Origin of the sequence: Phaeobacter sp. PT47_59, from assembly GCF_028890025.1 — a bacterium.
GTDB lineage: Bacteria > Pseudomonadota > Alphaproteobacteria > Rhodobacterales > Rhodobacteraceae > Phycobacter.
The window spans coordinates 27,980-48,784 of record NZ_JARCJL010000015.1 but is presented as its reverse complement, the minus strand read 5'-3'; the positions used below and the strand labels follow the sequence as shown (position 1 = coordinate 48,784).

Below are 20,805 nucleotides of genomic sequence, written 5' to 3'. Positions count from 1 at the left end.
CCCCTTGGCTCAGGCCTGGGTCAGCTCCCGGCGCGCCATTTTTCAAGGATGTGGCGGCTGGTCATCAGGTCGAGATGGGCGCCGCCGCCGTTCTTGAACAGGGTGATGGCGGCTGGATCATAGGCGGGGAAGGCGTCCAGCTTGTAGAAATCCGCCAGCACATCGCCGCGCTGGATGATGCCCTCGGCCAGCGGGATCTTGAATTCGCCGATGTGATCCAGCGTGGTGTCGAAACTGTCGCAGTAAAGGCGGGCACGGCACAGCGCCTCGTCATCGGTTTCGCGCATGTCGGGGCGGTAGGCGCCAATGAGGTTCAGGTGCTGGCCGGGCTTGAGCCAGGCGCCCTTGACCACCGGGGTCGAGGACATGGTGGAGGTCACGATGATATCGGCCGACCGGACCGCGCGCTCCAGATCGTGGGCGACTTCGATCTGCGGGTAGGGGACCTTCATGTCCTCTGCCTTGGACTGGGTGCGGTTCCAGACCCGGATCTGGGCGCTGGGGTAGGCGGCGCCAAAGGCCTCGACCAGGGATCCGGCAACCGTCCCGGCGCCTACGATCAGGATGTCGCGACTGTCCGGGTTCGCGAGCCGCATGGCACCAAGCAGGCTGTCGCCCGCCGTCTTCCACTTGGTCACCAGATGGAAATCCACCAGCGCATCCAGGGTGCCGTCCTGGTCGGAGTACAGACAGACCCCGCCGTTGACCATCGGCTTGCCTGCCTCTGGGTTGTCGGGAAAGATCGTTGCGGTTTTCACGGCCAGCCCCAAGCCATCAATCCAGGCCGAACGGCTGAGCAGCGTGTCGGGATCGCGGTAGAGGAAGGTATCGCCGATCTCGGCCTTGGGCAGGTCATGCCCCTTGGCCAGCGCTTCGGTGAAGTCGATCCAGTTTAGCAGGGCCTCGCCTTCGGCAAATCCGATGGATGGAATGGTCATGCGGCCTCCTTGGGGGTCAACAGCCCCTCTGCCACCAGGCGCTTGGCCCAGGTTTCGGGTGTGGTGAAAAGATGGGTGTTCCAGCCGCGCTGGGCGGCGGCCTCGATGTTTTCCGGGCGATCGTCGGTGAACAGCAGCCGATCCGGCGCCACGCCGGTGTCGCGCTCCAGATGATCGTAGATCGCAGGCTCGGGCTTGATGGTGCGCAAATGTCCCGACACGAAGGCACGGTCGAATTCATCGAAGAAGGGATAGGTCTTGCGAGCAACCTCGAAGGTGCCGATGCCGAAATTCGTGAGCGCGAAGACCGGCGTGCCCCGGGCCTGCAGGGCGCGCATCAGGCGCACCGAATGGGGGATCTCCGGAGAGGCCATCTTGATCCAGCTGTCGTGCCAGTGGCGGATCTCCTCGGCCCAGTCCGGGTGGCGCTCGGCCAGGGCATAGACCGAGGCGCGGAAATCATCGCCGCGATCCACGCCCAGGTTCATCTCGTGAAGATCCACCTCAGCGAACAGCTGCTTGCGCCGTTCCGGGCCAAGGCGGGCGTCGAAGAACCCTTCTGGGTTCCATTCGATCAGCACGCGGCCAATGTCGAATACGACGGCGTCGATGGGCATCTTGTCGGTCCCTGTCCTGTCTTCGTTCACCCGGCCGAGCGGGGGCGCGGGCGGGGCACCGGGCGGCTGCGCCGGGTTTCCCGCCAGACTGAAACAAGGCCCGCGCCAATGATCAAGGCCGAACCGGCCCAGACCGGCACATCAGGCCATTCATCGAAGACAAGAACGCCCCAAAGCACCGCCATGGGCATGGCGACATATTCAAAGGGCGCGGCCAGACCCGCCTCGTTCAGCCGATAGGCCTGGCTGACCAGGTAGCCGCCGATGGATCCGGCAAGGCCGACGCCGACGAACAGTCCCCAATCCTGCGGCGCGGGCCAGACCCAGGCGCGCAGGATGTAGTCAACGGCTGCGCTGTCACCACTGGCAAAGCGCCCGTCGCCGGTGGTGAGGCCGACCAGCGCGCTGACCACCAGAAAGCCAAGCGTGGGATAGAAGGACAGGGTGGAAGCTTTCTCGGCGCCGCCTGCCCGCCGGGTCAGCACATGCAGCGTGGCATAGCCGCAGGCGCCCAGAAAGGGCAGGATCGCGGCGGCCTGAAAACTGCCGGGGCCAGGGCGCATGATGATCAGAACACCCAGGAACCCCGCCGCCACCGCGCCCCAGCGCCAGGGGCCGACGCGTTCCTTCAGCACCACCACCGACAGGGCGGTGACGATCAGCGGCGTGGCAAAGGCGATGGCGACCGCCTCGGCAATCGGCATGATGGCAAGGCCGGTGAAAAAGCAGATATTGGCAAAGAGCACCGCGCAGCAGCGCATCAGATGCAGTTTCGGCTGCCGGGTGCGCAGGATGTGAAAGCCGCCCTCCAAGGGGATGATCACAGCGCCCAGCACCACGAGGGCAACGATCGAGCGCACCATGACCACCTGATACAGCGGGTAGTCGCCGGACAGGAACTTGAAGATCACGTCGATGACGGAGAAACAGACGGCAGACCCCGCAGCGGCCATCAGCCCCAGAACACTGACTTTGATTTCCTGGCTCATGGGCACCTCTTCACGCTTGACCGATCAGTGACGCAGTTGCTCCGCTTTCGCAAGGCTCGGAGTGAGACAGAACTGCCCGAAGCGGATTGCGCTCAGGCCTGCTTTGCCGCCCTGATTTCCCGTTCCAGCGCATCCAGAAACCGCGAGCGGTCCGCCTTGGTGAAGCCCTTGCCGCTGCCACCTGCGCCAAGCGGGTTGGCGGCGCGCAGGTCCGCCATCAGGTCGCGCATGGCCAGTTGCTGGCCGATATTGGCTTCGGTGAAGCGCTCGCCGTTGTGGCGCAGCACGCGGGCGCCCGCTTCGATGCATTTCGCGGCCAGCGGGATATCGCCCGTCACCACCACATCGCCGACGCCGCAGCGCTCGGCGATCCACATATCCGCCACATCGGCCCCTTCGGAGACGATCACCGTTTCCACCAGCGGGTTCTGGGAGGGGCGCAGGCCGCCGTTGGAGACCACGAACATCTTGATCCCATGCCGGGTGGCGACCCGCTCGGCCTCGGCCTTTACCGGGCAGGCATCGGCATCGATGTAGAGCGCGCTCACTTCGCCGCCTTTTTCGTGTCAGGTTTTCGCACCTTCTTTGCCGGGTGTTTCACCTTGAACTCTTCCGGAATCGGCATCCGGTTGAAGGCATCGAGACCTGCGATCTTATAGGCTTCGGCCAGGGTCGGGTAGTTGAAGGTGTTTTGCACGAAGTATTCCACCGTGCCTTTGAGGTTCAGCACCGCCTGTGCAATGTGAATGAGCTCGGTGGCGCCTTCGCCGACGATCTGCACGCCCAGCACCCGGCGGGTCTTGAGGGAGAACAGCATCTTCAGCATGCCATGTTCCAGCCCCATGATATGCCCGCGCGAGGTTTCGCGGAAGCGGGCGATGCCCACCTCGTAAGGTACGCCGCGCTCCTGCAGCTCCTCTTCGGACATGCCACAGGTGGAGATTTCCGGAACCGAATAGATGCCATAGGGGAACCAGGGGCTTTCGGGCACGGTTGGGGTTTCCAGCGCGTGACAGGCGGCGACGCGGCCCTGCTGCAGCGATGTCGAGGCGAGCGAAGGGTGCCCGATCACATCGCCGGTGGCATAGACGTGCGGCACGGCGGTTTGATAGGTCTTGCGCTCGACGCTGATGCGGCCGCGGTGATCGGTCTCCAGCCCGACCGCCTTGAGGTTCAGGCTGTCGGTATTGCCCATGCGCCCGGCGGCGAACAGCAGCATTTCCCCGCGCACGTGGCGGCCATTGGCCATGCTGACCTCGATATGGCTGCCTTCGTCTTCGATCTTCTCGATGGCCGAACCCAGCCGCAGATCGACGCCGTTCTCGCGGATCTGGTGGGTGAAATCCTGGATGATGGTCCTGTCGATGAAATCGAGGAAGGTTTCGCGCGGCTCGATCAGGGTGACGCGCACATCCAGCGCCGAGAACATGGTGGCATATTCCACGCCGATGACGCCGGCGCCCACCACGATCAGCGAGCGCGGGATCTCTTCCATTTCCAGGAATTCATCGCCATCCACCACGGTCTTGCCGTTGAAGGGCACGTCATCCGGGCGATAGGTGCGGGTGCCGGTGGCGATCAGGAATTTCTCGGCCGTCACGCGGGTGGTATCGCCCGCCTCGGTTGCGACCTCGACCTCGTTCGGGCCGGTGAAGCGCGCCAGCCCCGCCAGCCACTCCACGTGGTTGCGGTTGAACTGATGCTCCAGCACGTCGACCTCGTGATCCAGCGTCATATGCAGGCGCGCCTTCAGATCCTCGGCATCGATCTGGTCCTTCACCCGGTAGGCGCGGCCATAGAAACTGCGCTCGCGCCAGCCGGTGAGGTTCAGCACGGTTTCCCGCAGGGTTTTCGAGGGCACCGTGCCGGTATGCACCGAAACGCCGCCCAGCCGGTCCTTGCGGTCGATCACCAGCACGCGGCGCTTGAGCTTTCCGGCCTGGATGGCGGCGGTGCGCCCCGAGGGGCCGGATCCGATGATAACGAGGTCGTAATCGTACTGGCTCATGGTGGTTTGGTCCTTTCGGGATCAGTCGCGGTAGAGCGCCTCGGCGTGGAAGGAGACGTGATCTTCCATGAAGGTGGAGATGAAGAAATAGCTGTGATCATAGCCCGGCTGCAGGCGCAGGGTGGCCTGCTGGCGGCGCTCGTTCACGGCCTGTGCCAGCGCTTCGGGGCGCAGAAGGTCGATGAACTGGTCCGCAGTGCCGGTGTCCACCAGAACGGGGCCGTCAAAGCCTTTTTCGCGCATCATCAGCGTGGCGTCATGCTTGGCCCAGGTCGTTTCATCGCTGCCCAGATAGGCGGTCAGCTGCTTGCGGCCCCAGTCGCTGGCGGTCGGGTTGCAGATCGGCGCGAAGGCAGAGACCGAACGGAAGCGCCCCGGCAGGTTCATCGCCAGCGTCAGCGCGCCATGTCCGCCCATGGAGTGACCGCAGATCGCCTGCCGCTCCAGGTCCACGGCAAAGTTTTCGCCCAGAAAGGCGGGGAGTTCCTCGGCGATATAGCCCCACATCTGGTAGTGCGGCGCCCAAGGCGCTTCGGTGGCATTCACGTAAAACCCGGCACCCTTGCCAAGGTCGTAGTTGTCGTCGTCGGCCACATCATCGCCGCGCGGCGAGGTGTCGGGAAAGACGATCGCGATACCCTGTTCGGCGCACCAGGCCTGCGCACCCGCCTTGGTCATGGCGTTTTCATGGGTGCAGGTGAGGCCCGACAGGAACCACAAGAGCGGCACCGGGCCGTCCTTGGCCTCTTCCGGCAGGAACAGGCCAAAGGTCATCTCGCAATTTGTTGCGCTGCTCTTATGCCGGTAGACGCCCTGTACGCCGCCAAAGCATGTGTTCTCGGAAACGGTTTCCATGGTGAGGCTCCCTTTTTTGTGGTTGGCCTATCAGCTACCCGTCGGCGCAAGGCGGGTCCAGTGTTGCGGCGCCCTGTCGCAGCCTTTTTGCGCCAGAAGGCTTGAGAAATGGCAAATAGGGGCGGGATCGGGCTGGTCCCCGGCGCCGCGTTGTGGCGTGTCGGGGGTAGACTTGGCCTGCGAAACGGGGGACAGATTGCGCCACGACATGCAGCGAAGGACAGCCGATGACCACGTTCCAAAGACTGACACCCGAAGCCGCCGAACCAGAGATCGAGCGCCCCGATCCGGCAAAGGTCATTTCCGGTGACCCCGTCTTCACCACCTGGAATGCGGAAGAGGTGGACGGGCTCTACTGCGGGATCTGGCAGTCGACGCCCGGCAAGTGGCGGATTTCCTACGATGAATGGGAATACTGCCGGATCCTTGAAGGGCGTTCGGTGATCACTGCGGAGGATGGCACCGAATATCCGCTGGCGGCAGGGGACAGCTTCATCCTGCGCCCGGGCTTTTCCGGCACCTGGGAGGTGATCGAGACCACCCGCAAGGATTACGTGATCCGGCTCTAGGTTCAGGCCTCATTCATCCTGTGCCTAGGAAACCCAGGCGATCGCCAGCGGCACCGTCAGGATCGACACCGCGGTCGAGATCAGGATCGCGGCCGAGACGCGCTGCGGGGCGATGCCGTAATGCTGCGCCAGCATATAGACGTTGCCTGCCACCGGCAGCGAAGCCGCCGCAATCGCGACCGAGGCCGGGAAACTGGCAACCGGCACCAGCCACAGGACCCCGATGGCGACAAACAGCGGGTGCAGCACCAGCTTGGCAAAGCTGAGCCAGGCGGCCACTTCGATGCGCTCGGCGGATTTGGAGGCGAGCGAGGCGCCGATGGCGAACAGCGCGCCGGGCGTGGCCGCCCCGCCCAGGATCGACAGGAAGTCATTGACCGGCGCCGGGATCGGCTGCGTCGAGGCCGACCAGGCAAGCCCCGCCACGATGGCCACGATCATCGGGTTACGCAGCAGGCCGAGCGTAACCATTTTCAGGGTCTGCAGCCCCAATCCCGAACCACGCCCGGCGTTGATCAGGATGACGATGAGCGAGGAAAAGACCACGAGGTCCACGCTCAGCACCACCATCATCGGCCCGATCGAGGCTTCACCGAACAGGATCGCCATCATCGGCAGGCCCAGGAAACCCACGTTGCCGATGGCCGCGCATTGCGCCTCGACCGCAGCTGTGGGCACATCCAGCCCCCTCAGCGCCGCGACCGCCGTGGCGACAAGGTAAACCGCCACGGTTCCGGCCAGGTAGCCGAGGATCAGGTTCGGATCAAAGACCTCCGCGAAGGAGAGATTGGCCGCAAAGCGGAAGATCATCGCCGAAAGCGGGAAGAAGAACACGAATTTCGTGAGATAGGCGGTTGCCTCATCAGTAAAGAACCGCGTGCGACCGGCCCAGTATCCTAGGCCGATGATTGCAAAGAAGGGCAGGGTTCTGAAGAAAATGTCAGCCATCGCAGGATTGGTAACCTGATTTGACCAAAACGAAAAGCCTGATTGCGCGGGGTTCTAGAAAGCGATGTCCTCCCGCCCGTCGCCGCTGCATGATACATGCAGGGCTCCCGTTGGGCCGGGCCGCGCTGGCGCGCGGCGGGCGCATGGCGCAGCCTTTCAGCTTTCCCTGCAGGCTGTGCCGAGTGGTTTCCAGCAGAATACAGGTTCTGGTTCTTGGAGGGGCCTCAGCAGAGAGGCCCAACGCCAAGCGCTATGCCGCTAAAGATCGCCCAGCATCTGAGACGCCTGAGTTTTAAGATGCTCAACCCGTTTCTGTGCCTGATCCGCATAGCCGCCCAGTTTCAGGATCTCTTCCCGAAGAACGGTCAAACGCTCACCACTTGCGGTGGGGAGTTCTTCTAGAAGGTCGAAAAGCAGGTTGCTGGCGAGCCGCGCTTCCTTCCTGCGGTTTTCCATTTCGCTTTCGGTGCCGACCAGCTGAATGACGGCTCGGAAGGCTTCGTAGTCGCTGCCCTCCAGAGGGATTTGCTCGGCGTCCGACATTGCGAACAGGGAATGCAGCGCGTCTTTGCGGCTGAGATGCTGCACGCTGTCATAAAGCGCCCGTGCCTTGGAGGAAGGGGCTGTCGCCACATCCCGATCCGAGGGGAGCCTGCTTGTTTGCGGGATCTCTGGTGCCGCGAGGTTTCGGGCCGCAGCGGCGGATTGCCCGACATTCTGTTGGGGGGAAATCATCTTGGCCTGGTCCTTTCTGGTTACAGGCGCAGTGTCGCACTGAGAGGTGTGTATTGCGTAAATACCCTCGCCTCGGCTGTCCTATCGCGCGCTAACGCTTTGTCCCCGCCGCGCGTCAGCGCGGCGCCAGGCCCAACGGGAGGGGGTGGTTCCTTGAACCGCCGCCGACGGGCGGGAGCGCTCCTAGTCACGGAACCCCGTCAAAGACGCAGAGATCAACCGCTGCCGATCAGGGCGCCGGCCCCCAGCACCAGCGCGCCGCCTAGGACCACCTGCAGCGTGGCGCGCCAGAACGGCGTCTCCATGTATTTGTTCTGGATCCAGGCAATCGCCCAGAGCTCCACAAAGACGATGAGGAAGGCCAGCGTCGTCGCCGTCCAGAACTCAGGGATCAGATAGGGCAGCGCATGGCCCAGCCCGCCAAGGGTGGTCATCACCCCCGAGGCCACGCCCCGTTTCATCGGCGAGCCGCGCCCGGACAGTTCCCCGTCGTCCGAGGCGGCCTCGGTGAAGCCCATCGAGATCCCGGCGCCGACAGAGGCGGCGACGCCCACCAGGAAGGTGGTCCAGGTGTCCTGGGTGGCAAAAGCGGTGGCAAAGATCGGCGCCAGGGTTGACACGGACCCGTCCATCAGCCCTGCCAGCCCCGGCTGCACCCAGGTCAGCACGAACTGGCGATGGGCGGTGCGGTCTTCCTCGGATCGGGCATCGCCGGTGAGATGCGCCTCTTCCAACTCGGCGGCGGTGTCGCGGTGGCCGGCCTCTGCGGCGGCGAGATCGCCCAGCAGCTTGCGGGTCTCGGCGTCCTTGGTGCGGGCGGCGGCAGCCAGGTAGAACCGTTCGGCATCCGCCTCCATCGCCTTGGCCTCTTCGCGGATACGCTCCAGGCTCAGGTTTTCCATCAGCCAGATCGGGCGGCGCGCATAATAGCCCGCCACATGTTCGCGCCGGATCAGTGGAATGGCGGGGCCAAAGCGTTTCTCATGCAGAGCGATCAGCCGGGCGCGATGGGTGTCTTCCTCGGCGGCCATACCGTCGAACATCGCGGCTGTCGCCGGGAAATCATCCTGCAGCCGAGCCGCATAGCCGCGATAGATGCGCGCATCGTCCTCTTCCGAGGAAATCGCCAGGGCCAGGATTTCCTGGCCTGTGAGATCGGAAAACCGTTTCCGCTGAGTGAGAAAGCGCATGTGGATTCCTACATATTTAGAATAGTTCTAAACTATACTCTTCGGGCAAAAGTGCAAGGCCATTGTCCATGGCAGCGACGGCAAGGGCCATAGCAGTTGTTGAATGCAGCGGCGGTAGGCTAGGGTGGCACGGTCATCCAGATAGCCAGCGCCATGAGGACGGATCATGAACCAGCAAGCCACTATCCTCAGGACCGGACGGAAGTTCGATCAGGTTCTGACGGGCGCACGCGAGGTGTTCATGGCGGATGGCTTCGAAGGCGCGAGCGTCGATGATATCGCCCGTGCGGCCGAGGTCTCCAAGGCGACGCTTTACAGCTATTTTCCGGACAAGCGGCTGTTGTTCCTGGAGGTGATCCGGAACGAATGCGCGCGACAAGCGGATGCGCCGATGGATCTGTCCGGGGCCTGCTGCACGCCGCGTGATGTGTTGACGGCAGCCGGTGGTCATATCCTGTCGGTCAGCCTGTCGGAATTTGGCCGCCGCATGTTCCGCATCTGCGTGGCAGAGGCGGACCGTTTCCCGGATCTCGGCCGCCAGTTCTATGAAAGTGGGCCCATGGTGGTGCGCGCTCGGCTGCGTGAGTATCTGCGGGACGCGGTCGGGCGGGGAGAGCTGCAAATCGAGGATTTCGATCTCGCGGCGGACCAGTTTGCTGAACTCTGCCGAGCGGATCTGGTGCCGCGCCTGGTGTTCAATATCGACACTGATTTTTCCCAAGAAGAGCGCGCGCGGGTGATCGCGGGGGCCGTGGAGATGTTCCTGGCCCGCTACGGTGTCTGATCCGGCGCGGCGGCAACGCGGGGCGCGAAGACGGGGTGCCCCAGCCTGCGCTCAATGGGTGATGAAGTCGTTGGGCGTGTCGCGATAGGTCTCGTGACAGCTGAGACAGGCCTGCATCATGTTGGGCACCGTGCGCAACAGGCCGTTCATCGTATGAGCGCTCAGCCCCTTGGCGGCATCTTTGGCCCGGGCGGCGCGGGTTTCGAAATCCCGCCACTGTTGCCAGATCAGTGGCCGCGCGTGTGAATTGGGGTCCATGCGCGGTTTCTTGAACCGCTTGCGGATGTCTCCGGTGCTTTTGATCAGGGTGCGCCGGGCCGCCTTGGCCTTGGACGCGTCAAACACGATGCGCCCGGCCATCATGTCGGCCAGGGTTGTGAGGGCCGCCTTTTGGGTCGCCATCAGTTCCACCCGCCGTTTGACATGCTTGTCTGCGATCGGAGCGGCGGCATCCAGCTGTGCGCCCACAAGGGCCAGGATCAGCACCAGAAGCGCGGGCAGAAGGCGCAGATGGCGCAAGGAGATCAGGGATGTCATGCGTGTGCTCCCGTCATGGACAGAGGTATGGCCAGAGATATGGACCGAGCCAGTGGCAGGGTCTGTGCGGGCAATAGGATTGACCGAATCGAAGAGTTGGAACAAATATAGAACATCGGTAGTGCTGGCTGCTGGTTTCCAAAAATTTTCAGGCCTTCGAATCGGATCGCGCCATGTCCCATCGCCGCATATTGTCGCTATGGTTTCCACGTCTGGGCGCGGAGCGGGTGATACGCGCGGGGCAGGGCAGCCTGTCCGAACCTCTGGCCATTGTGGAGGAAGTTTCCAACACGCAGGTTATTTCTGCGTTAAATACGGCGGCCGAGGATGCGGGACTTTTTGTCGGCCAGCCGCTGCGCGATGCGCATGTCCTTTGTGCCAATCTGGTGACCCGTGGTCGTAGCCCCCCGGCCGAGACCGCCTTTCTGGCCGCGCTTGGGCGCTGGGCCGGGCAGTTCAGCCCCTGGGTCGCGCCCGAGCCGCCGGACAGCGTCACCCTGGACATGACCGGTTCGGCGCATCTGTTTGGCGGAGAAGAGATGCTTTTGCAGCGGATCGAGGAGGAGTGCGCGCGGATGGGGCTCACCGTGCGGATGGGGCTGGCCGATACATTGGGCGCGGCCTGGGCGCTGGCGCGTTACGCGGGGGAGCAGGCGCAGCTACCGCCCGCGCGCTCTGGCGACGCCATCGATCAGGAGGCCCGCGCCACCCGCGCCCGCGCGGCCCGAGTTCAGCAGAAGGGCCGCGCGGGGCGCAGGCACTGGACGCGGGGCGGGGCGGCGCCGCAGCCCATGGGCGCAGAGCGGGTTGCGGCGCGGATCGCAGCTGTGGGGCAGACCCGTGCGCTCCTGGCGCCTCTGCCGGTGGCCGCGCTGCGGCTGGAGCCGGGAACCGTGGCGCAACTGGGCCGTCTTGGCCTGCGGCAGATCGGCGATCTCCTGGAGCAGCCCCGCGCCAGCCTGGCGCGACGCTTCGGGCGCGGGCTGATACTGCGTCTGGATCAGGCCATGGGCAGCACGCCCGAGCCGGTCTCTCCCGCCGGGGAGGACGACCGTTTCGCAGTGCGCCTGACCCTGCCGGAGCCGATCGGATTGCTGGAGGATCTCATGGCTGGGATCGACCGGATGCTGCCCCGGCTTTGCGCCCGGCTGGAAGAGCGCGGCAAGGGCGCGCGGCTTTTGCGGCTGGAGACGCACCGGGTGGATCAGGCGGCGCAGAGCGTCAGTGTGGGTCTGGCCCGGGCCAGTCGCGACCCGGACCGCATGCGCCCGCTACTGGAAATGAAGCTGGAAGGGATCGATGCCGGTTTCGGGATCGAGATGCTGCGCCTTGAGGTGCTTCGGGCGGAACCGATCCATGCCCGCACCCAGGCCGGGCATCTGGAGGCCAGCACTGCGGCCCGCGCCCGGCAGGCGGGGGGGCAGAATGTGGTCCTGGAGGATCTGATCGGGCGGATCGGTGCCCGCATCGGCCTTGAGGCGATCACCCGGCGCCACCCGGTCGACACCCATATCCCGGAAAAGACGGCCAAGGTGCTGGCGGCGGCCTGGTCGGATGCGGCGCGGGATTGGCCGCCCGCGCCGCATCCGCGCCCCTTGCTGATGTGGCGGCCCGAACTGGTGACGGCGCCGGATGTCCCCAGCGTGCCGGAACGGTTCCGCTGGCGGGGCCGCGACTGGCAGCTGGCCGAGGCCGAAGGCCCCGAACGCATTGCCCCGGAATGGTGGCTGGAGGATCCCAATTGGCGCAGCGGGGTGCGCGATTACTGGGTGGTGGTCACCGACTGCGGTGCGCGGCTGTGGCTGTTCTTTGCCCATGGCGCGGCGCTGTCGCGGGGCTGGTTCTGCCATGGCAGCTTTGCGTGACGCCCATGCCGGAGGTAGACGCAACCCTTCGCTCCGTGGCGAAGTCTTTCCCCTATGGCGCGCCGCTGACAGGGCCTAGGATCGGCATATGACTATATCTCATCCCCACGGACCGCCCTGCACCCCGCGCTTTGACATTCTGGGCCAGGCTATCGGCGATGCCAGCCGCACCCGCATGCTGTGCGAATTGATGGAGGGGCGTGCCTATACCAACAAGGAACTTGCCTCGGCTGCCGGGATCACACCGCAGACCGCCACCGCGCATCTGCGCCTGTTGTGCGATGCCGGGATGGTTGTGCCCGAAAAGCGCGGGCGCTGCGTCTATCACCGATTGGCGGGCTCGGAGGTGGCGCAGGCGCTGGAACAACTGGCGGCGATTGCGCCCATGGACAGCCTCTACCTGGCGCAGCGTCGCAAGGCGGGCGGGCTGGCCGAGGTGCGCAGCTGCTATGATCACCTGGCGGGCCCCCTGGCTGTGGCGATGACGGATGCCTTTGTGCAAAAGGGCATGCTGGTCGAGCGTGACGGCGGCTTTCACGCGACCCCGTCCGATCAGTGGCAAAAGTTGGGCGTTCGCCTGCCCGACCTCGGCACACCGAGCCGACAGCCCTTTGCGCGCCCCTGCCTGGATTGGACCGAACGGCGCCTGCATGTGGCGGGCCCGATGGGGCGGCAGCTGCTGACCCACGCGTTGGAGCGCGGCTGGATGCAGCGCCGCCAGCACAAACGCGGCCTGACCCTGACTGCACCGGGGCGCAGGGCACTGGAGCAGATCCTGGGGCTGGAGATCTCGCGCATCACACAGGAGACAGATCATGCCTGAAACAGCTTCCCCTCGATATACCACCCAAGCCGGTACCCGGCTGCTGATCCAGGTGCCCCAGACCGAGGCCGACAGGGTGCTGGCGGCGATCCTGTCCGTCACGTCTCTGCCCTGGGGCGATTACGACCAGGTGGCCTTTTGGACAGCCCCCGGTGTGCAGCAGTTTCGCTCCTGCCCCGGCGGGGTCAATCGGGCCAGCGAGAGGGCGGTGGAGGTTCCTTGTGTCGAATTGCAGGTCTTTATCGGTGCCAGCGCCGAGGACCTTGATCCCGTTTTGCGCGCGATCTACGACAGCCACCCCTATGAGGAACCGGTGATTCAGATGATCCCGGCAGTTCGCAGCCTGCATATCCGGGGGCTGGATGAGGGCAATCCAAACCGCTTCTGGAACAGGCCCGCCGCAGATTGGGTGCCCGCCATCCATCGGGACACTGCGGGCGCGGGAAGCGAAACCGCTTGATTCGCGCGCGGTTTGGCGCGAACCTTGATCCATGACATTCCAGAACTCCGCGTCTTTCCCCGGCTCCGGCATTCCCGAACAGGTCTCCTTCCATCGCACGGAGCTGTCGGTGATCCTGTCCCTATACGGTCGCATGGTGGCGGCGGGGGAATGGCGGGACTACGGGATCTCCTCGCTGCGGGATATGGCGGTTTTCTCGGTCTTTCGCCGCACCGCCGAACATCCGCTCTACCGGATCGAAAAACACCCCAAGCTGCGCAACCGGCAGGGGCAGTATTCGGTTGTCGGCATGGACGGGCAGATCCTCAAGCGCGGGCACGATCTGAAGACCGTGCTGCGGGTGCTGGAGCGCAAGCTGATCCGCGCGGTGGAGTGAGCGCCCGCGCCTAGCCCAGCCTTTTGTGTGCGGTGACCGGGCCATCGCCTTGTTCGAGAATACGGAGAATGGCGGCTTCCAACGGCTCGATTGCCACGGCCATGTCATGGGCATTGGCATGGATGATGTGGTCTGGATCACGGACCAGCGCCACATGGCCCTTCCAGAACAGAAGATCGCCGCGCTCATAGCCGCTGGCTGCGGGCAGGGCGGTGCCGAGCTCCCGTTCCTGCGGGCCGCTGTCGCCGGGGCAGGGAATGCCGCAGGCCAGAAGTGCGGCCTGTACCAGTCCCGAACAATCGATGCCAAAGCGGCTGTTGCCCCCCCACAGGTAGGGCGTGCCCAGGAATTTCTCGGCAACGGTCACCGGATCGTTCAAGCCTGTGCCGATGGGGGAGAGATGCACCTTCGGGATATGGCCCAACTCGGTTTCGGCAAAGCGACCCGTTTGCGCGCTGACCTGCAGCCGACTGCCAAAGCTGAGCGCGCAAAGGTCGCGCGATTTGAAATCGGCGGCCTCATAGGCGTGGGTGGCAGGCGCGCTGACCCAATGGGTGGCCTCCAGCGGTGCGGCCAGCGCTTGCGTCGCAACATGGCCGGTGTAGCCGTCCTTGCTGGCGCGGATCTCTGCCCAGTCCGAATCGCGGCTCAGAACCGCGACGCTCTCTCCGTAAAGAAGCTGTCGCTCCCGCGTGCCGCCCGGCGCGCGCAGCAAGTCCACGACGGGATGAGCGATCCGTGCGGCCCCGCTCATAGGTCCAGCAGCCCTGGCAGGGCGGCAAAGATCGCACGCGCGCCCTGGCCGACGCCGCCCTTGGGCCGGGCAGGGGCGGCATTGGGCGTCCAGCCGTAGATGTCGAAATGCATGTAGCGGGTCTCGCCCGCGAACCGGCGCAGGAACAGCGCGGCGGTGATCGAGCCCGCAAAGCCGCCCGAGGGCGCATTGTCGAGATCAGCGATACCGGGTTCGATCATCTCCTCGTAGGGGGCGTGGAAGGGCATGCGCCAGACTGGATCCGCCATCCGGGCCGCGCCGCCCGCGATTGCGGCGGCATCCGCATCGGAGCCAGCATAGAAGGGCGCCAGATCCGGCCCCACCGCCACCCGCGCCGCCCCGGTGAGGGTCGCCATGGAGATCAGGAGGTCCGGGTCGTCCTCGCTCGCCAACGTCAGCGCATCGGCCAGCACCAGGCGTCCCTCGGCATCAGTATTGTTGATCTCCACCGTCAGCCCCTTGCGCGAGGTCAGGATATCGCCGGGACGGAAGGCATTGCCGGAGACCGCATTTTCCACCGCCGGGATCAACACGCGCAGCTGCACCGGCAGACCTGCGGCCATGATCATCCGCGCCAGACCCAGCACCGTGGCCGAGCCGCCCATGTCCTTTTTCATCAGCCCCATGCTGGCGCCGGGTTTGAGGTTCAGCCCGCCGGTATCAAAGCAGACACCCTTGCCCACCAGGGTCAGCTTCGGCCCGGTGTCGCCCCAGCGCATGTCGATCAGCCGCGGGCGTGCCGCGGCGGCGCGTCCCACCGCGTGGATCATCGGAAAGTTCCCGGACAGAAGCGCCTCGTCCAGCGTCACCTCGGTGCGAGCGCCGAAGTCTTGCGCCAGCCCCTCGGCGGCAGCCTGCAGCTGATCCGGGCCCATGTCGGCGGCGGGCGTGTTGATCAGATCGCGGGTCAGGCATTCGGCCGCGACCAGCGATTCGATGGCCGTCGCATCAATGCCTTCGGGGGCGATCAAGGCCGCGCCGGAGCCTTTGACCTCCTTGTAGCGGTCAAAGCGATAGTCGCTCATCAGCCAGCCGAAACACTCCTGTGCCAGCTGATCTTGGGGAATGGTGTTTTCGCCGGTCTGCCCTGCCAGCCGGTAGGTGCCTTCGGGCAGTTTCTCGGCGGCGGCAGCCAGCACAAAGCGCCGACGCGCGCGTTGCAGAGCCGTGCCGTATCCTGCCAGCGCCATGGCCGGTGCCGCCGTGTCTTCGCCGGGCACGATCAAGACCTGACCGATGGCGCCCCTGAACCCATTTGCCTGCGCCCATTGCGCCACCCTGGCAGGCTGGCTTTGCAGCCAGTCGGCGCAGCTGTCCTGATCGACAATGTGAAGGGAAAGCGCAAGATCACAGGGCGCAGCAAAAACGGGGGGCATCGGGATACTCCGGCAAATGGGGCGTCTTCAGCCACCAGAGTATCCACCCCCACGTTGCCTGCAAGCCCTGTGTGAAGCAGAAAAAAGTCAGATCGCGGATGCGGGATCCTCAGCAGGATCCTGCGTGTGGTCCAGGCCCGGATCAGATGGACAGATCCTGCTGCTCCCAGACGGCAGTCAGAGAACGTTCGCCAACCCGCAACAGGCGGAACACGGTCGCTGCCACGGCGGGAGCGTCCTCGCTGTCCACCGCGCCGGTCACATCCTGTGCGATGGAGGCCATCGCGGTCATGCCGATCTGATCGGAGATCGCGATCAGTGAGCGCGCGTTCTTGCGCAGGTTTTCCATATCGTTCTGGCGCCACAATCGCTCACAATGCGACAGGCGGACCGCCAGTTCCTCAATTGCACGGCAGACGACATCTTCGGCTCCGGTCTCGCCCAGCTGCGAATACAGCTCGGACAATTTCCCCGGGTCGAGATGCACGTTTTCCTTATGCATGACAGTGATTATATTCGTCACCACATTCACCCCAAAATTCTTCATGCCCCCACGGCACGCTGCCCAATTTGCACCGCACTGGTTGTCAAAAGGTTTCCACGCCTGTGGTCAAATCACTCGAATTTACTGACAATGCAGGGTATCAGCTTTGCCAAGAACAAATCAGGGATCGCATGAATGGAATACGCCAAGCCGCTGCCAGGGTATCTGGTGAAACGTTACCACGGATGGAAAGCAACGTCTTATCAGGAAAACCAGGGCTGGTACCGACGTCTGGCCAGTGAAGGGCAGCGCCCGCGCGCCATGGTGATTTCCTGCTGTGACAGCCGCGTGCATGTCACCTCGATCTTCGGTGCGGACCAGGGCGAATTCTTCATTCACCGCAATATCGCCAATCTGGTGCCGCCCTATGCGCCGGATGGCGATCACCACGGCACCAGTGCCACCATTGAATATGCGGTGACTGTCCTGAAGGTGTCGCATCTGATCGTTCTGGGCCATTCGCAATGCGGCGGAGTGCAGGGCTGCATCGACATGTGCAAGGGCGAGGCCCCCGCATTGGAGGAAAAAAGCAGCTTTGTCGGGCGGTGGATGGATATTCTGAAGCCCAAGTTCACATCGGTGGCGGATATCGAGGATCCGGACGCCCAGGCGCGCCAGTTCGAACGCCATGCGGTGGTGGCTTCGCTCGAAAACCTGATGACCTTCCCCTTCATCGAGAGCGCCGTGAAGGAAGGCGCGCTCAGCCTGCATGGGTTGTGGACGGATATCGGCGAAGGCGGATTGGAATGTTTCGACGCCAAGACCGGGGCGTTCCAGCAGGTCTGAGCCTGGAGCGCTAGACTACAGCTTCTATCAACGCGAATCGCTCGCGGTAATAGAAGCTGTTGTGCCGGTCTATCAAATATGCATATGCATGAGTGGAGGGGCGTGCCACCCGCCGAGGGTGGCGCGATATCTGGGGGACGATCATGCAGTTGGGATTGATCCTGCTGTGCTTGGCCTATGTGCTCAGCCAGTTTTTTCGCGCGTTTCTGGCGGTTCTTTCCGGCGTTCTGGCGACGGATGTCGGGGCCGGGCCGGACGATCTCGCGCTGGCGTCGGGGATGTGGTTCCTGGCCTTTGCCGCCATGCAATTGCCGGTGGGCTGGGCGCTGGATCACATCGGGCCTCGGCGCAGTGCTGCGCTGTTGCTGCTGGCGGGCGGTGGCGGCGGTGCGCTGGTCTTTGCCCTGGCAAGCAGCCCTGTTCACATTACGATTGCGATGCTTCTGATCGGGGTGGGCTGTTCGCCTGTTCTGATGGCCTCTTACTATATCTTCGCGCGGCAATACCCGCCGACACGTTTTGCTACCCTAGCGGCGCTGATGCTTGGGGTGGGATCGCTGGGCAACCTGGTTGCCTCCTATCCCACGGCGCTAGCGGTGGAACTGGTCGGCTGGCGGATGACCCTGGTGGGGCTTGCCGCGATATCGGCAGCGGTGGCGGTTGGGATCTGGCTGACGGTCAGGGATCCGGCGCCGGTTGTCGGCGAGCAGAAGGGATCGGTACTCGACCTTCTGAGGATGCCGCTGCTGTGGGCGATCTTTCCGATCATGCTGGTGAGCTATGCGCCGGTTGCGGCCATCCGCGGCCTGTGGATCGGACCCTATTTCAGCGATGTGCATGGTTTGGACACGGGCCAGATTGGCCTTGTGACCCTGGCCATGGGGGCGGCGATGATTCTCGGCACCTTTGCCTACGGGCCGCTGGACCGGATCCTTGGCACCCGCAAATGGCTGATCTGGGGCGGCAGCATGGCAGTGGTTGTGGCGCTGATCGCTCTGATCCTGCTTCCGGGCGCGCCGGTTTGGGTGCCAATCACCCTGATGGCGGTGATCGGCTTCTTCGGAGCCTCTTTCCCGGTGCTGATTGCACATGGGCGCGCCTTTGTGCCGCCGCATCTGGTGGGGCGCGGGGTAACGCTGTTGAATTTCTTCGGTATTGGCGGCGTTGGCCTGATGCAGTTTGCCAGCGGCCGCATCCACGCGGCACTGACCCAAGGCACGGCGGCGCCGGATCCCACGGCCCCCTATCTGGCCCTGTTCGGCTTCTTCGCTGCCGCGCTGCTTCTGGGCTGCGTGATCTATCTGTTCAGCCGCGACAGCATGGATTGAGTGGCGCGGGGCGCATCGGCGCCCTTTGACGACAGGAACCCTTTAAATCCTGCGCTATTGCCTATAAGACACCGCAGCCGGCCACGAGGCCGGGCCAACTGGAGAAACGATTATGGGTTATCGCGTCGTCGTCGCAGGCGCCACGGGCAATGTGGGCCGCGAAATGCTGAACATCCTGGCTGAACGCCAGTTCCCTGCGGATGAGGTTGCCGTTCTGGCCAGCCGTAAATCCCTGGGCACCGAGGTCACATTCGGCGACAAGACCCTCACCACCCAGGACCTGGACACCTTCGATTTCACCGGCTGGGACATGGCGTTGTTCGCCATCGGCTCGGACGCGACCAAGAAATATGCGCCCAAGGCGGCCGCAGCGGGTTGCGTGGTGATCGATAACTCCTCGCTTTATCGCTACGATCCGGAGATCCCGCTGATCGTGCCGGAGGTGAACCCCGAGGCGGTGCATGGCTATGCCAAGAAGAACATCATCGCCAACCCGAACTGTTCGACCGCGCAGATGGTCGTCGCGCTGAAGCCGCTGCATGATCGCGCCAAGATCAAGCGCGTCGTGGTCTCGACCTATCAGTCGGTGTCGGGCTCCGGTAAGGAGGCCATCGACGAGCTGTGGGATCAGACCAAGGCAGTCTACAACCCCACCCAGGATGTGCCGCCGAAGGTCTACACCAAGCAGATCGCCTTCAACGTCATTCCCCATATCGACGTCTTCATGGAAGACGGTTCGACCAAGGAAGAGTGGAAGATGGTCGCCGAGACCAAGAAGATCGTCGATCCCGCCATCAAGGTCACCGCGACCTGCGTGCGGGTGCCGGTCTTCGTCGGCCACTCGGAATCGCTCAACATCGAGTTCGAAGACCACCTGGACGAAGACGAGGCCCGCGACATCCTGCGCGAGGCGCCGGGCATCATGGTGATCGACAAGCGCGAAGACGGTGGCTACGTGACGCCTGTGGAATGCGTCGGCGATTATGCCACCTTCATCAGCCGGATCCGTCAGGACAGCACCATCGACAACGGTCTGAACCTGTGGTGCGTCAGCGACAACCTGCGCAAGGGCGCCGCGCTGAACGCCGTTCAGATCGCCGAACTCCTGGGCCGTGAGGTCTTGAAGAAAGGGTAAGTTGCCGCGCAACTTGCACCAAATGCCAATAAAACTGGGGCCATTTCGCAAGAAGTGGCCCCATTTGCGTCTCCTGAGGCCCCATTCTGGTCACAAACAAGCTCATGCTGAGACGGGTCAGAGATATCGAGGAACGCTGCCATGTACTCTCAGGATTTTGAACGCGAAACAATGACAACCGGCGATGCGGCCATGGCCCAGACCGCCTGGTCCAGCGCCTGCGACCAAAGCAGGCTGGACACGGAAATGGTGATCCAGCTGCGCATCTCCCTGACCCCGATCTTTGAAACGGCCACCTGCTGGTCCGATCTGCGCAGCGCCTTGCAGGCCAAGGGATTCTACATGAAACGCGCCAAGGGCCATATGCATCTTTACGACGGCCACAGCCATGTGAAGATCTGCACCTGCAGTTCCCTGGGTTACCCCTCGGAAGAGCTGGAACAACGATTCAAGAAGTCGGCGCCCACCCGCAAGGTGCGCAAGCTGCCGGTACGCAACTGATTTCACCCGGATCTAGCACGGATCGATGCCGGGCACCTCGCACGACGGGGTGCCCGGTTTGCTTTTTGCAGACCGGCGGCAACCGAGGGGGGCAAGTATCCTTTTGGTCAGATCAAAGCGGAAAAGATCTGCTGTTCAGTCCCTTCGGGCAGATAGGCAGCAACGATTTGGAACGGTAACTTAGTCCTACTCCAGAGGGATCGTGTGATCCCCACCTGTCCAAGAAGCCGCTGCCCTCCGGGTCAGCTTCCGCAAGATCCGTATGTTGCTGTCCCCCCCCCTGGCAATCGCGGATCGCCCATCCCTACTCTGGATCGGGCGGCAGCGGCTTCGCAGGCAGACGGACTTGGAATTTGCAAGTTTGAAACAGGGTGCCGCTCTCTCTCGGCACCCTGTTGTCGTTTCAGGATGGCGGTGGGCGCATGATTGATCCGTGCCGGGTGTTTTGCCGGGCGCGGGATCCATGCCGCTGGGGAAGGTGCTCCCGCCCGAAGGTGCCGGATCAAAGATCCATCCCCTTCGGTTGGGCGTGGCGCCGCTGACGCGGCGCAGGGGACGCTGAGAGGCGCCTTGAGGGGCATGTCTGCCTCCTCAAGACGCCAGATCAATTGTGAGTCTTCTTTCGTGTAAAGGGCAAGCCGCACCAAAGGTGCGGCGGCTGCGCCG

General features: G+C 63.9%; 23 protein-coding genes. 10 read left to right on the top strand and 13 right to left on the bottom strand.

Features of this window, described 5'->3' with window-relative positions:
- Positions 1-20: 20 nt before the first annotated feature.
- From PXK01_RS14210 to fghA, 6 genes are all read right to left on the bottom strand, one after another.
- Positions 21-938 (bottom strand): ornithine cyclodeaminase family protein, encoded by a 918-nt coding sequence (locus tag PXK01_RS14210; RefSeq protein ID WP_274860604.1) that lies wholly within the window; start codon positions 936-938, stop codon positions 21-23.
- Positions 935-1,555 (bottom strand): HAD family hydrolase, encoded by a 621-nt coding sequence (locus tag PXK01_RS14205; protein ID WP_274860603.1) that lies wholly within the window; start codon positions 1,553-1,555, stop codon positions 935-937. The genes PXK01_RS14210 and PXK01_RS14205 overlap by 4 nt, the downstream gene beginning before the upstream one ends.
- Before the next feature lie 26 nt (positions 1,556-1,581).
- Positions 1,582-2,544 carry a DMT family transporter gene (locus tag PXK01_RS14200; protein ID WP_274848087.1) on the bottom strand — a complete coding sequence of 321 codons (963 nt, stop codon included), beginning with the start codon at positions 2,542-2,544 and terminating at the stop codon, positions 1,582-1,584.
- Between the two features lie 92 nt (positions 2,545-2,636).
- Positions 2,637-3,092 (bottom strand): YaiI/YqxD family protein, encoded by a 456-nt coding sequence (locus PXK01_RS14195; protein ID WP_274860602.1) that lies wholly within the window; start codon positions 3,090-3,092, stop codon positions 2,637-2,639.
- Positions 3,089-4,552, bottom strand: a complete 1,464-nt coding sequence (sthA, locus tag PXK01_RS14190) for a Si-specific NAD(P)(+) transhydrogenase (RefSeq protein WP_274860601.1) — start codon at positions 4,550-4,552, stop codon at positions 3,089-3,091. Before sthA ends, PXK01_RS14195 begins: the two co-directional genes overlap by 4 nt.
- Positions 4,553-4,573: 21 nt before the next feature.
- Positions 4,574-5,407, bottom strand: coding sequence for an S-formylglutathione hydrolase (gene fghA, locus PXK01_RS14185; protein ID WP_274848090.1), 834 nt, complete (start codon positions 5,405-5,407; stop codon positions 4,574-4,576).
- Positions 5,408-5,634: 227 nt separating this feature from the next.
- Between fghA and PXK01_RS14180 the strand changes: the two genes are divergently transcribed.
- The gene (locus tag PXK01_RS14180; RefSeq protein ID WP_274848091.1) at positions 5,635-5,976 is read left to right on the top strand and encodes a cupin domain-containing protein; all 342 of its coding nucleotides are present in this window, start codon (positions 5,635-5,637) and stop codon (positions 5,974-5,976) included.
- 24 nt (positions 5,977-6,000) lie between these two features.
- Here PXK01_RS14180 and PXK01_RS14175 read toward each other — a convergent pair whose 3' ends face one another.
- The 3 genes from PXK01_RS14175 to mbfA all read right to left on the bottom strand — a co-directional run bounded on the left by PXK01_RS14175 (position 6,001) and on the right by mbfA (position 8,849).
- The gene (locus PXK01_RS14175) at positions 6,001-6,924 is read right to left on the bottom strand and encodes an AEC family transporter (protein WP_274848092.1); all 924 of its coding nucleotides are present in this window, start codon (positions 6,922-6,924) and stop codon (positions 6,001-6,003) included.
- A 258-nt stretch (positions 6,925-7,182) separates the two neighbouring features.
- Positions 7,183-7,659, bottom strand: coding sequence for a hypothetical protein (locus PXK01_RS14170; RefSeq protein ID WP_274860600.1), 477 nt, complete (start codon positions 7,657-7,659; stop codon positions 7,183-7,185).
- A gap of 215 nt (positions 7,660-7,874) precedes the next feature.
- Positions 7,875-8,849, bottom strand: coding sequence for an iron exporter MbfA (gene mbfA, locus PXK01_RS14165; RefSeq protein WP_274848094.1), 975 nt, complete (start codon positions 8,847-8,849; stop codon positions 7,875-7,877).
- Positions 8,850-9,015: 166 nt separating this feature from the next.
- On the opposite strand from mbfA, the gene PXK01_RS14160 reads away from it, so the two are divergent.
- Positions 9,016-9,633, top strand: coding sequence for a TetR/AcrR family transcriptional regulator (locus tag PXK01_RS14160; RefSeq protein WP_274848095.1), 618 nt, complete (start codon positions 9,016-9,018; stop codon positions 9,631-9,633).
- A gap of 51 nt (positions 9,634-9,684) precedes the next feature.
- On the opposite strand, the gene PXK01_RS14155 is transcribed toward PXK01_RS14160, so the two are convergent.
- Positions 9,685-10,170, bottom strand: coding sequence for a c-type cytochrome (locus tag PXK01_RS14155; RefSeq protein ID WP_274848096.1), 486 nt, complete (start codon positions 10,168-10,170; stop codon positions 9,685-9,687).
- A 173-nt stretch (positions 10,171-10,343) separates the two neighbouring features.
- On the opposite strand from PXK01_RS14155, the gene PXK01_RS14150 reads away from it, so the two are divergent.
- From PXK01_RS14150 to PXK01_RS14135, 4 genes are all read left to right on the top strand, one after another.
- Positions 10,344-12,035: a Y-family DNA polymerase gene (locus tag PXK01_RS14150; RefSeq protein WP_274860598.1), complete on the top strand. Its 1,692-nt coding sequence runs from the start codon at positions 10,344-10,346 to the stop codon at positions 12,033-12,035.
- 88 nt (positions 12,036-12,123) lie between these two features.
- Positions 12,124-12,858 carry an ArsR/SmtB family transcription factor gene (locus PXK01_RS14145; RefSeq protein ID WP_274860596.1) on the top strand — a complete coding sequence of 245 codons (735 nt, stop codon included), beginning with the start codon at positions 12,124-12,126 and terminating at the stop codon, positions 12,856-12,858.
- A complete protein-coding gene (locus PXK01_RS14140; RefSeq protein ID WP_274860595.1) occupies positions 12,851-13,318 on the top strand; it encodes a hypothetical protein in 468 nt (155 codons plus the stop codon). The genes PXK01_RS14145 and PXK01_RS14140 overlap by 8 nt, the downstream gene beginning before the upstream one ends.
- A gap of 31 nt (positions 13,319-13,349) precedes the next feature.
- Entirely contained in the window at positions 13,350-13,694 is a 345-nt protein-coding gene (locus tag PXK01_RS14135; RefSeq protein ID WP_274860594.1) for a DUF2794 domain-containing protein, read from the top strand.
- A 10-nt stretch (positions 13,695-13,704) separates the two neighbouring features.
- Here PXK01_RS14135 and PXK01_RS14130 read toward each other — a convergent pair whose 3' ends face one another.
- The 3 genes from PXK01_RS14130 to PXK01_RS14120 all read right to left on the bottom strand — a co-directional run bounded on the left by PXK01_RS14130 (position 13,705) and on the right by PXK01_RS14120 (position 16,347).
- Complete coding sequence (locus PXK01_RS14130) at positions 13,705-14,448, bottom strand: C40 family peptidase (protein ID WP_274848101.1); 744 nt, start codon at positions 14,446-14,448, stop codon at positions 13,705-13,707.
- Entirely contained in the window at positions 14,445-15,845 is a 1,401-nt protein-coding gene (locus PXK01_RS14125; RefSeq protein WP_274848102.1) for a leucyl aminopeptidase family protein, read from the bottom strand. Before PXK01_RS14125 ends, PXK01_RS14130 begins: the two co-directional genes overlap by 4 nt.
- Positions 15,846-15,987: 142 nt before the next feature.
- Positions 15,988-16,347 carry a hypothetical protein gene (locus PXK01_RS14120; protein ID WP_274848147.1) on the bottom strand — a complete coding sequence of 120 codons (360 nt, stop codon included), beginning with the start codon at positions 16,345-16,347 and terminating at the stop codon, positions 15,988-15,990.
- A gap of 177 nt (positions 16,348-16,524) precedes the next feature.
- Here PXK01_RS14120 and PXK01_RS14115 point away from each other — a divergent pair, with 177 nt between their 5' ends.
- From PXK01_RS14115 to PXK01_RS14100, 4 genes are all read left to right on the top strand, one after another.
- Positions 16,525-17,175 (top strand): carbonic anhydrase, encoded by a 651-nt coding sequence (locus PXK01_RS14115; protein WP_274848103.1) that lies wholly within the window; start codon positions 16,525-16,527, stop codon positions 17,173-17,175.
- Positions 17,176-17,318: 143 nt separating this feature from the next.
- A complete protein-coding gene (locus PXK01_RS14110; protein WP_274860593.1) occupies positions 17,319-18,503 on the top strand; it encodes an MFS transporter in 1,185 nt (394 codons plus the stop codon).
- 112 nt (positions 18,504-18,615) lie between these two features.
- Positions 18,616-19,638, top strand: coding sequence for an aspartate-semialdehyde dehydrogenase (locus tag PXK01_RS14105; RefSeq protein ID WP_274848105.1), 1,023 nt, complete (start codon positions 18,616-18,618; stop codon positions 19,636-19,638).
- A gap of 141 nt (positions 19,639-19,779) precedes the next feature.
- Complete coding sequence (locus PXK01_RS14100) at positions 19,780-20,139, top strand: aspartate-semialdehyde dehydrogenase (protein WP_274860592.1); 360 nt, start codon at positions 19,780-19,782, stop codon at positions 20,137-20,139.
- Positions 20,140-20,805: the final 666 nt, after the last annotated feature.

Bases quoted from the DNA above. Each gene is read 5' to 3' on its own strand.
- PXK01_RS14180 (WP_274848091.1), top strand. From the start codon at position 5,635: ATGACCACGTTCCAAAGACTGACACCCGAAGCCGCCGAACCAGAGATC.
- PXK01_RS14110 (WP_274860593.1), top strand. From the start codon at position 17,319: ATGCAGTTGGGATTGATCCTGCTGTGCTTGGCCTATGTGCTCAGCCAG.
- mbfA (WP_274848094.1), bottom strand. From the start codon at position 8,849: ATGCGCTTTCTCACTCAGCGGAAACGGTTTTCCGATCTCACAGGCCAG.
- fghA (WP_274848090.1), bottom strand. From the start codon at position 5,407: ATGGAAACCGTTTCCGAGAACACATGCTTTGGCGGCGTACAGGGCGTC.
- PXK01_RS14170 (WP_274860600.1), bottom strand. From the start codon at position 7,659: ATGATTTCCCCCCAACAGAATGTCGGGCAATCCGCCGCTGCGGCCCGA.
- PXK01_RS14145 (WP_274860596.1), top strand. From the start codon at position 12,124: ATGACTATATCTCATCCCCACGGACCGCCCTGCACCCCGCGCTTTGAC.
- PXK01_RS14160 (WP_274848095.1), top strand. From the start codon at position 9,016: ATGAACCAGCAAGCCACTATCCTCAGGACCGGACGGAAGTTCGATCAG.
- PXK01_RS14125 (WP_274848102.1), bottom strand. From the start codon at position 15,845: ATGCCCCCCGTTTTTGCTGCGCCCTGTGATCTTGCGCTTTCCCTTCAC.
- PXK01_RS14130 (WP_274848101.1), bottom strand. From the start codon at position 14,448: ATGAGCGGGGCCGCACGGATCGCTCATCCCGTCGTGGACTTGCTGCGC.
- PXK01_RS14135 (WP_274860594.1), top strand. From the start codon at position 13,350: ATGACATTCCAGAACTCCGCGTCTTTCCCCGGCTCCGGCATTCCCGAA.
- PXK01_RS14205 (WP_274860603.1), bottom strand. From the start codon at position 1,555: ATGCCCATCGACGCCGTCGTATTCGACATTGGCCGCGTGCTGATCGAA.
- PXK01_RS14210 (WP_274860604.1), bottom strand. From the start codon at position 938: ATGACCATTCCATCCATCGGATTTGCCGAAGGCGAGGCCCTGCTAAAC.
- PXK01_RS14140 (WP_274860595.1), top strand. From the start codon at position 12,851: ATGCCTGAAACAGCTTCCCCTCGATATACCACCCAAGCCGGTACCCGG.
- PXK01_RS14100 (WP_274860592.1), top strand. From the start codon at position 19,780: ATGTACTCTCAGGATTTTGAACGCGAAACAATGACAACCGGCGATGCG.
- PXK01_RS14200 (WP_274848087.1), bottom strand. From the start codon at position 2,544: ATGAGCCAGGAAATCAAAGTCAGTGTTCTGGGGCTGATGGCCGCTGCG.
- PXK01_RS14120 (WP_274848147.1), bottom strand. From the start codon at position 16,347: ATGCATAAGGAAAACGTGCATCTCGACCCGGGGAAATTGTCCGAGCTG.
- PXK01_RS14155 (WP_274848096.1), bottom strand. From the start codon at position 10,170: ATGACATCCCTGATCTCCTTGCGCCATCTGCGCCTTCTGCCCGCGCTT.
- sthA (WP_274860601.1), bottom strand. From the start codon at position 4,552: ATGAGCCAGTACGATTACGACCTCGTTATCATCGGATCCGGCCCCTCG.
- PXK01_RS14115 (WP_274848103.1), top strand. From the start codon at position 16,525: ATGGAATACGCCAAGCCGCTGCCAGGGTATCTGGTGAAACGTTACCAC.
- PXK01_RS14105 (WP_274848105.1), top strand. From the start codon at position 18,616: ATGGGTTATCGCGTCGTCGTCGCAGGCGCCACGGGCAATGTGGGCCGC.
- PXK01_RS14175 (WP_274848092.1), bottom strand. From the start codon at position 6,924: ATGGCTGACATTTTCTTCAGAACCCTGCCCTTCTTTGCAATCATCGGC.
- PXK01_RS14150 (WP_274860598.1), top strand. From the start codon at position 10,344: ATGTCCCATCGCCGCATATTGTCGCTATGGTTTCCACGTCTGGGCGCG.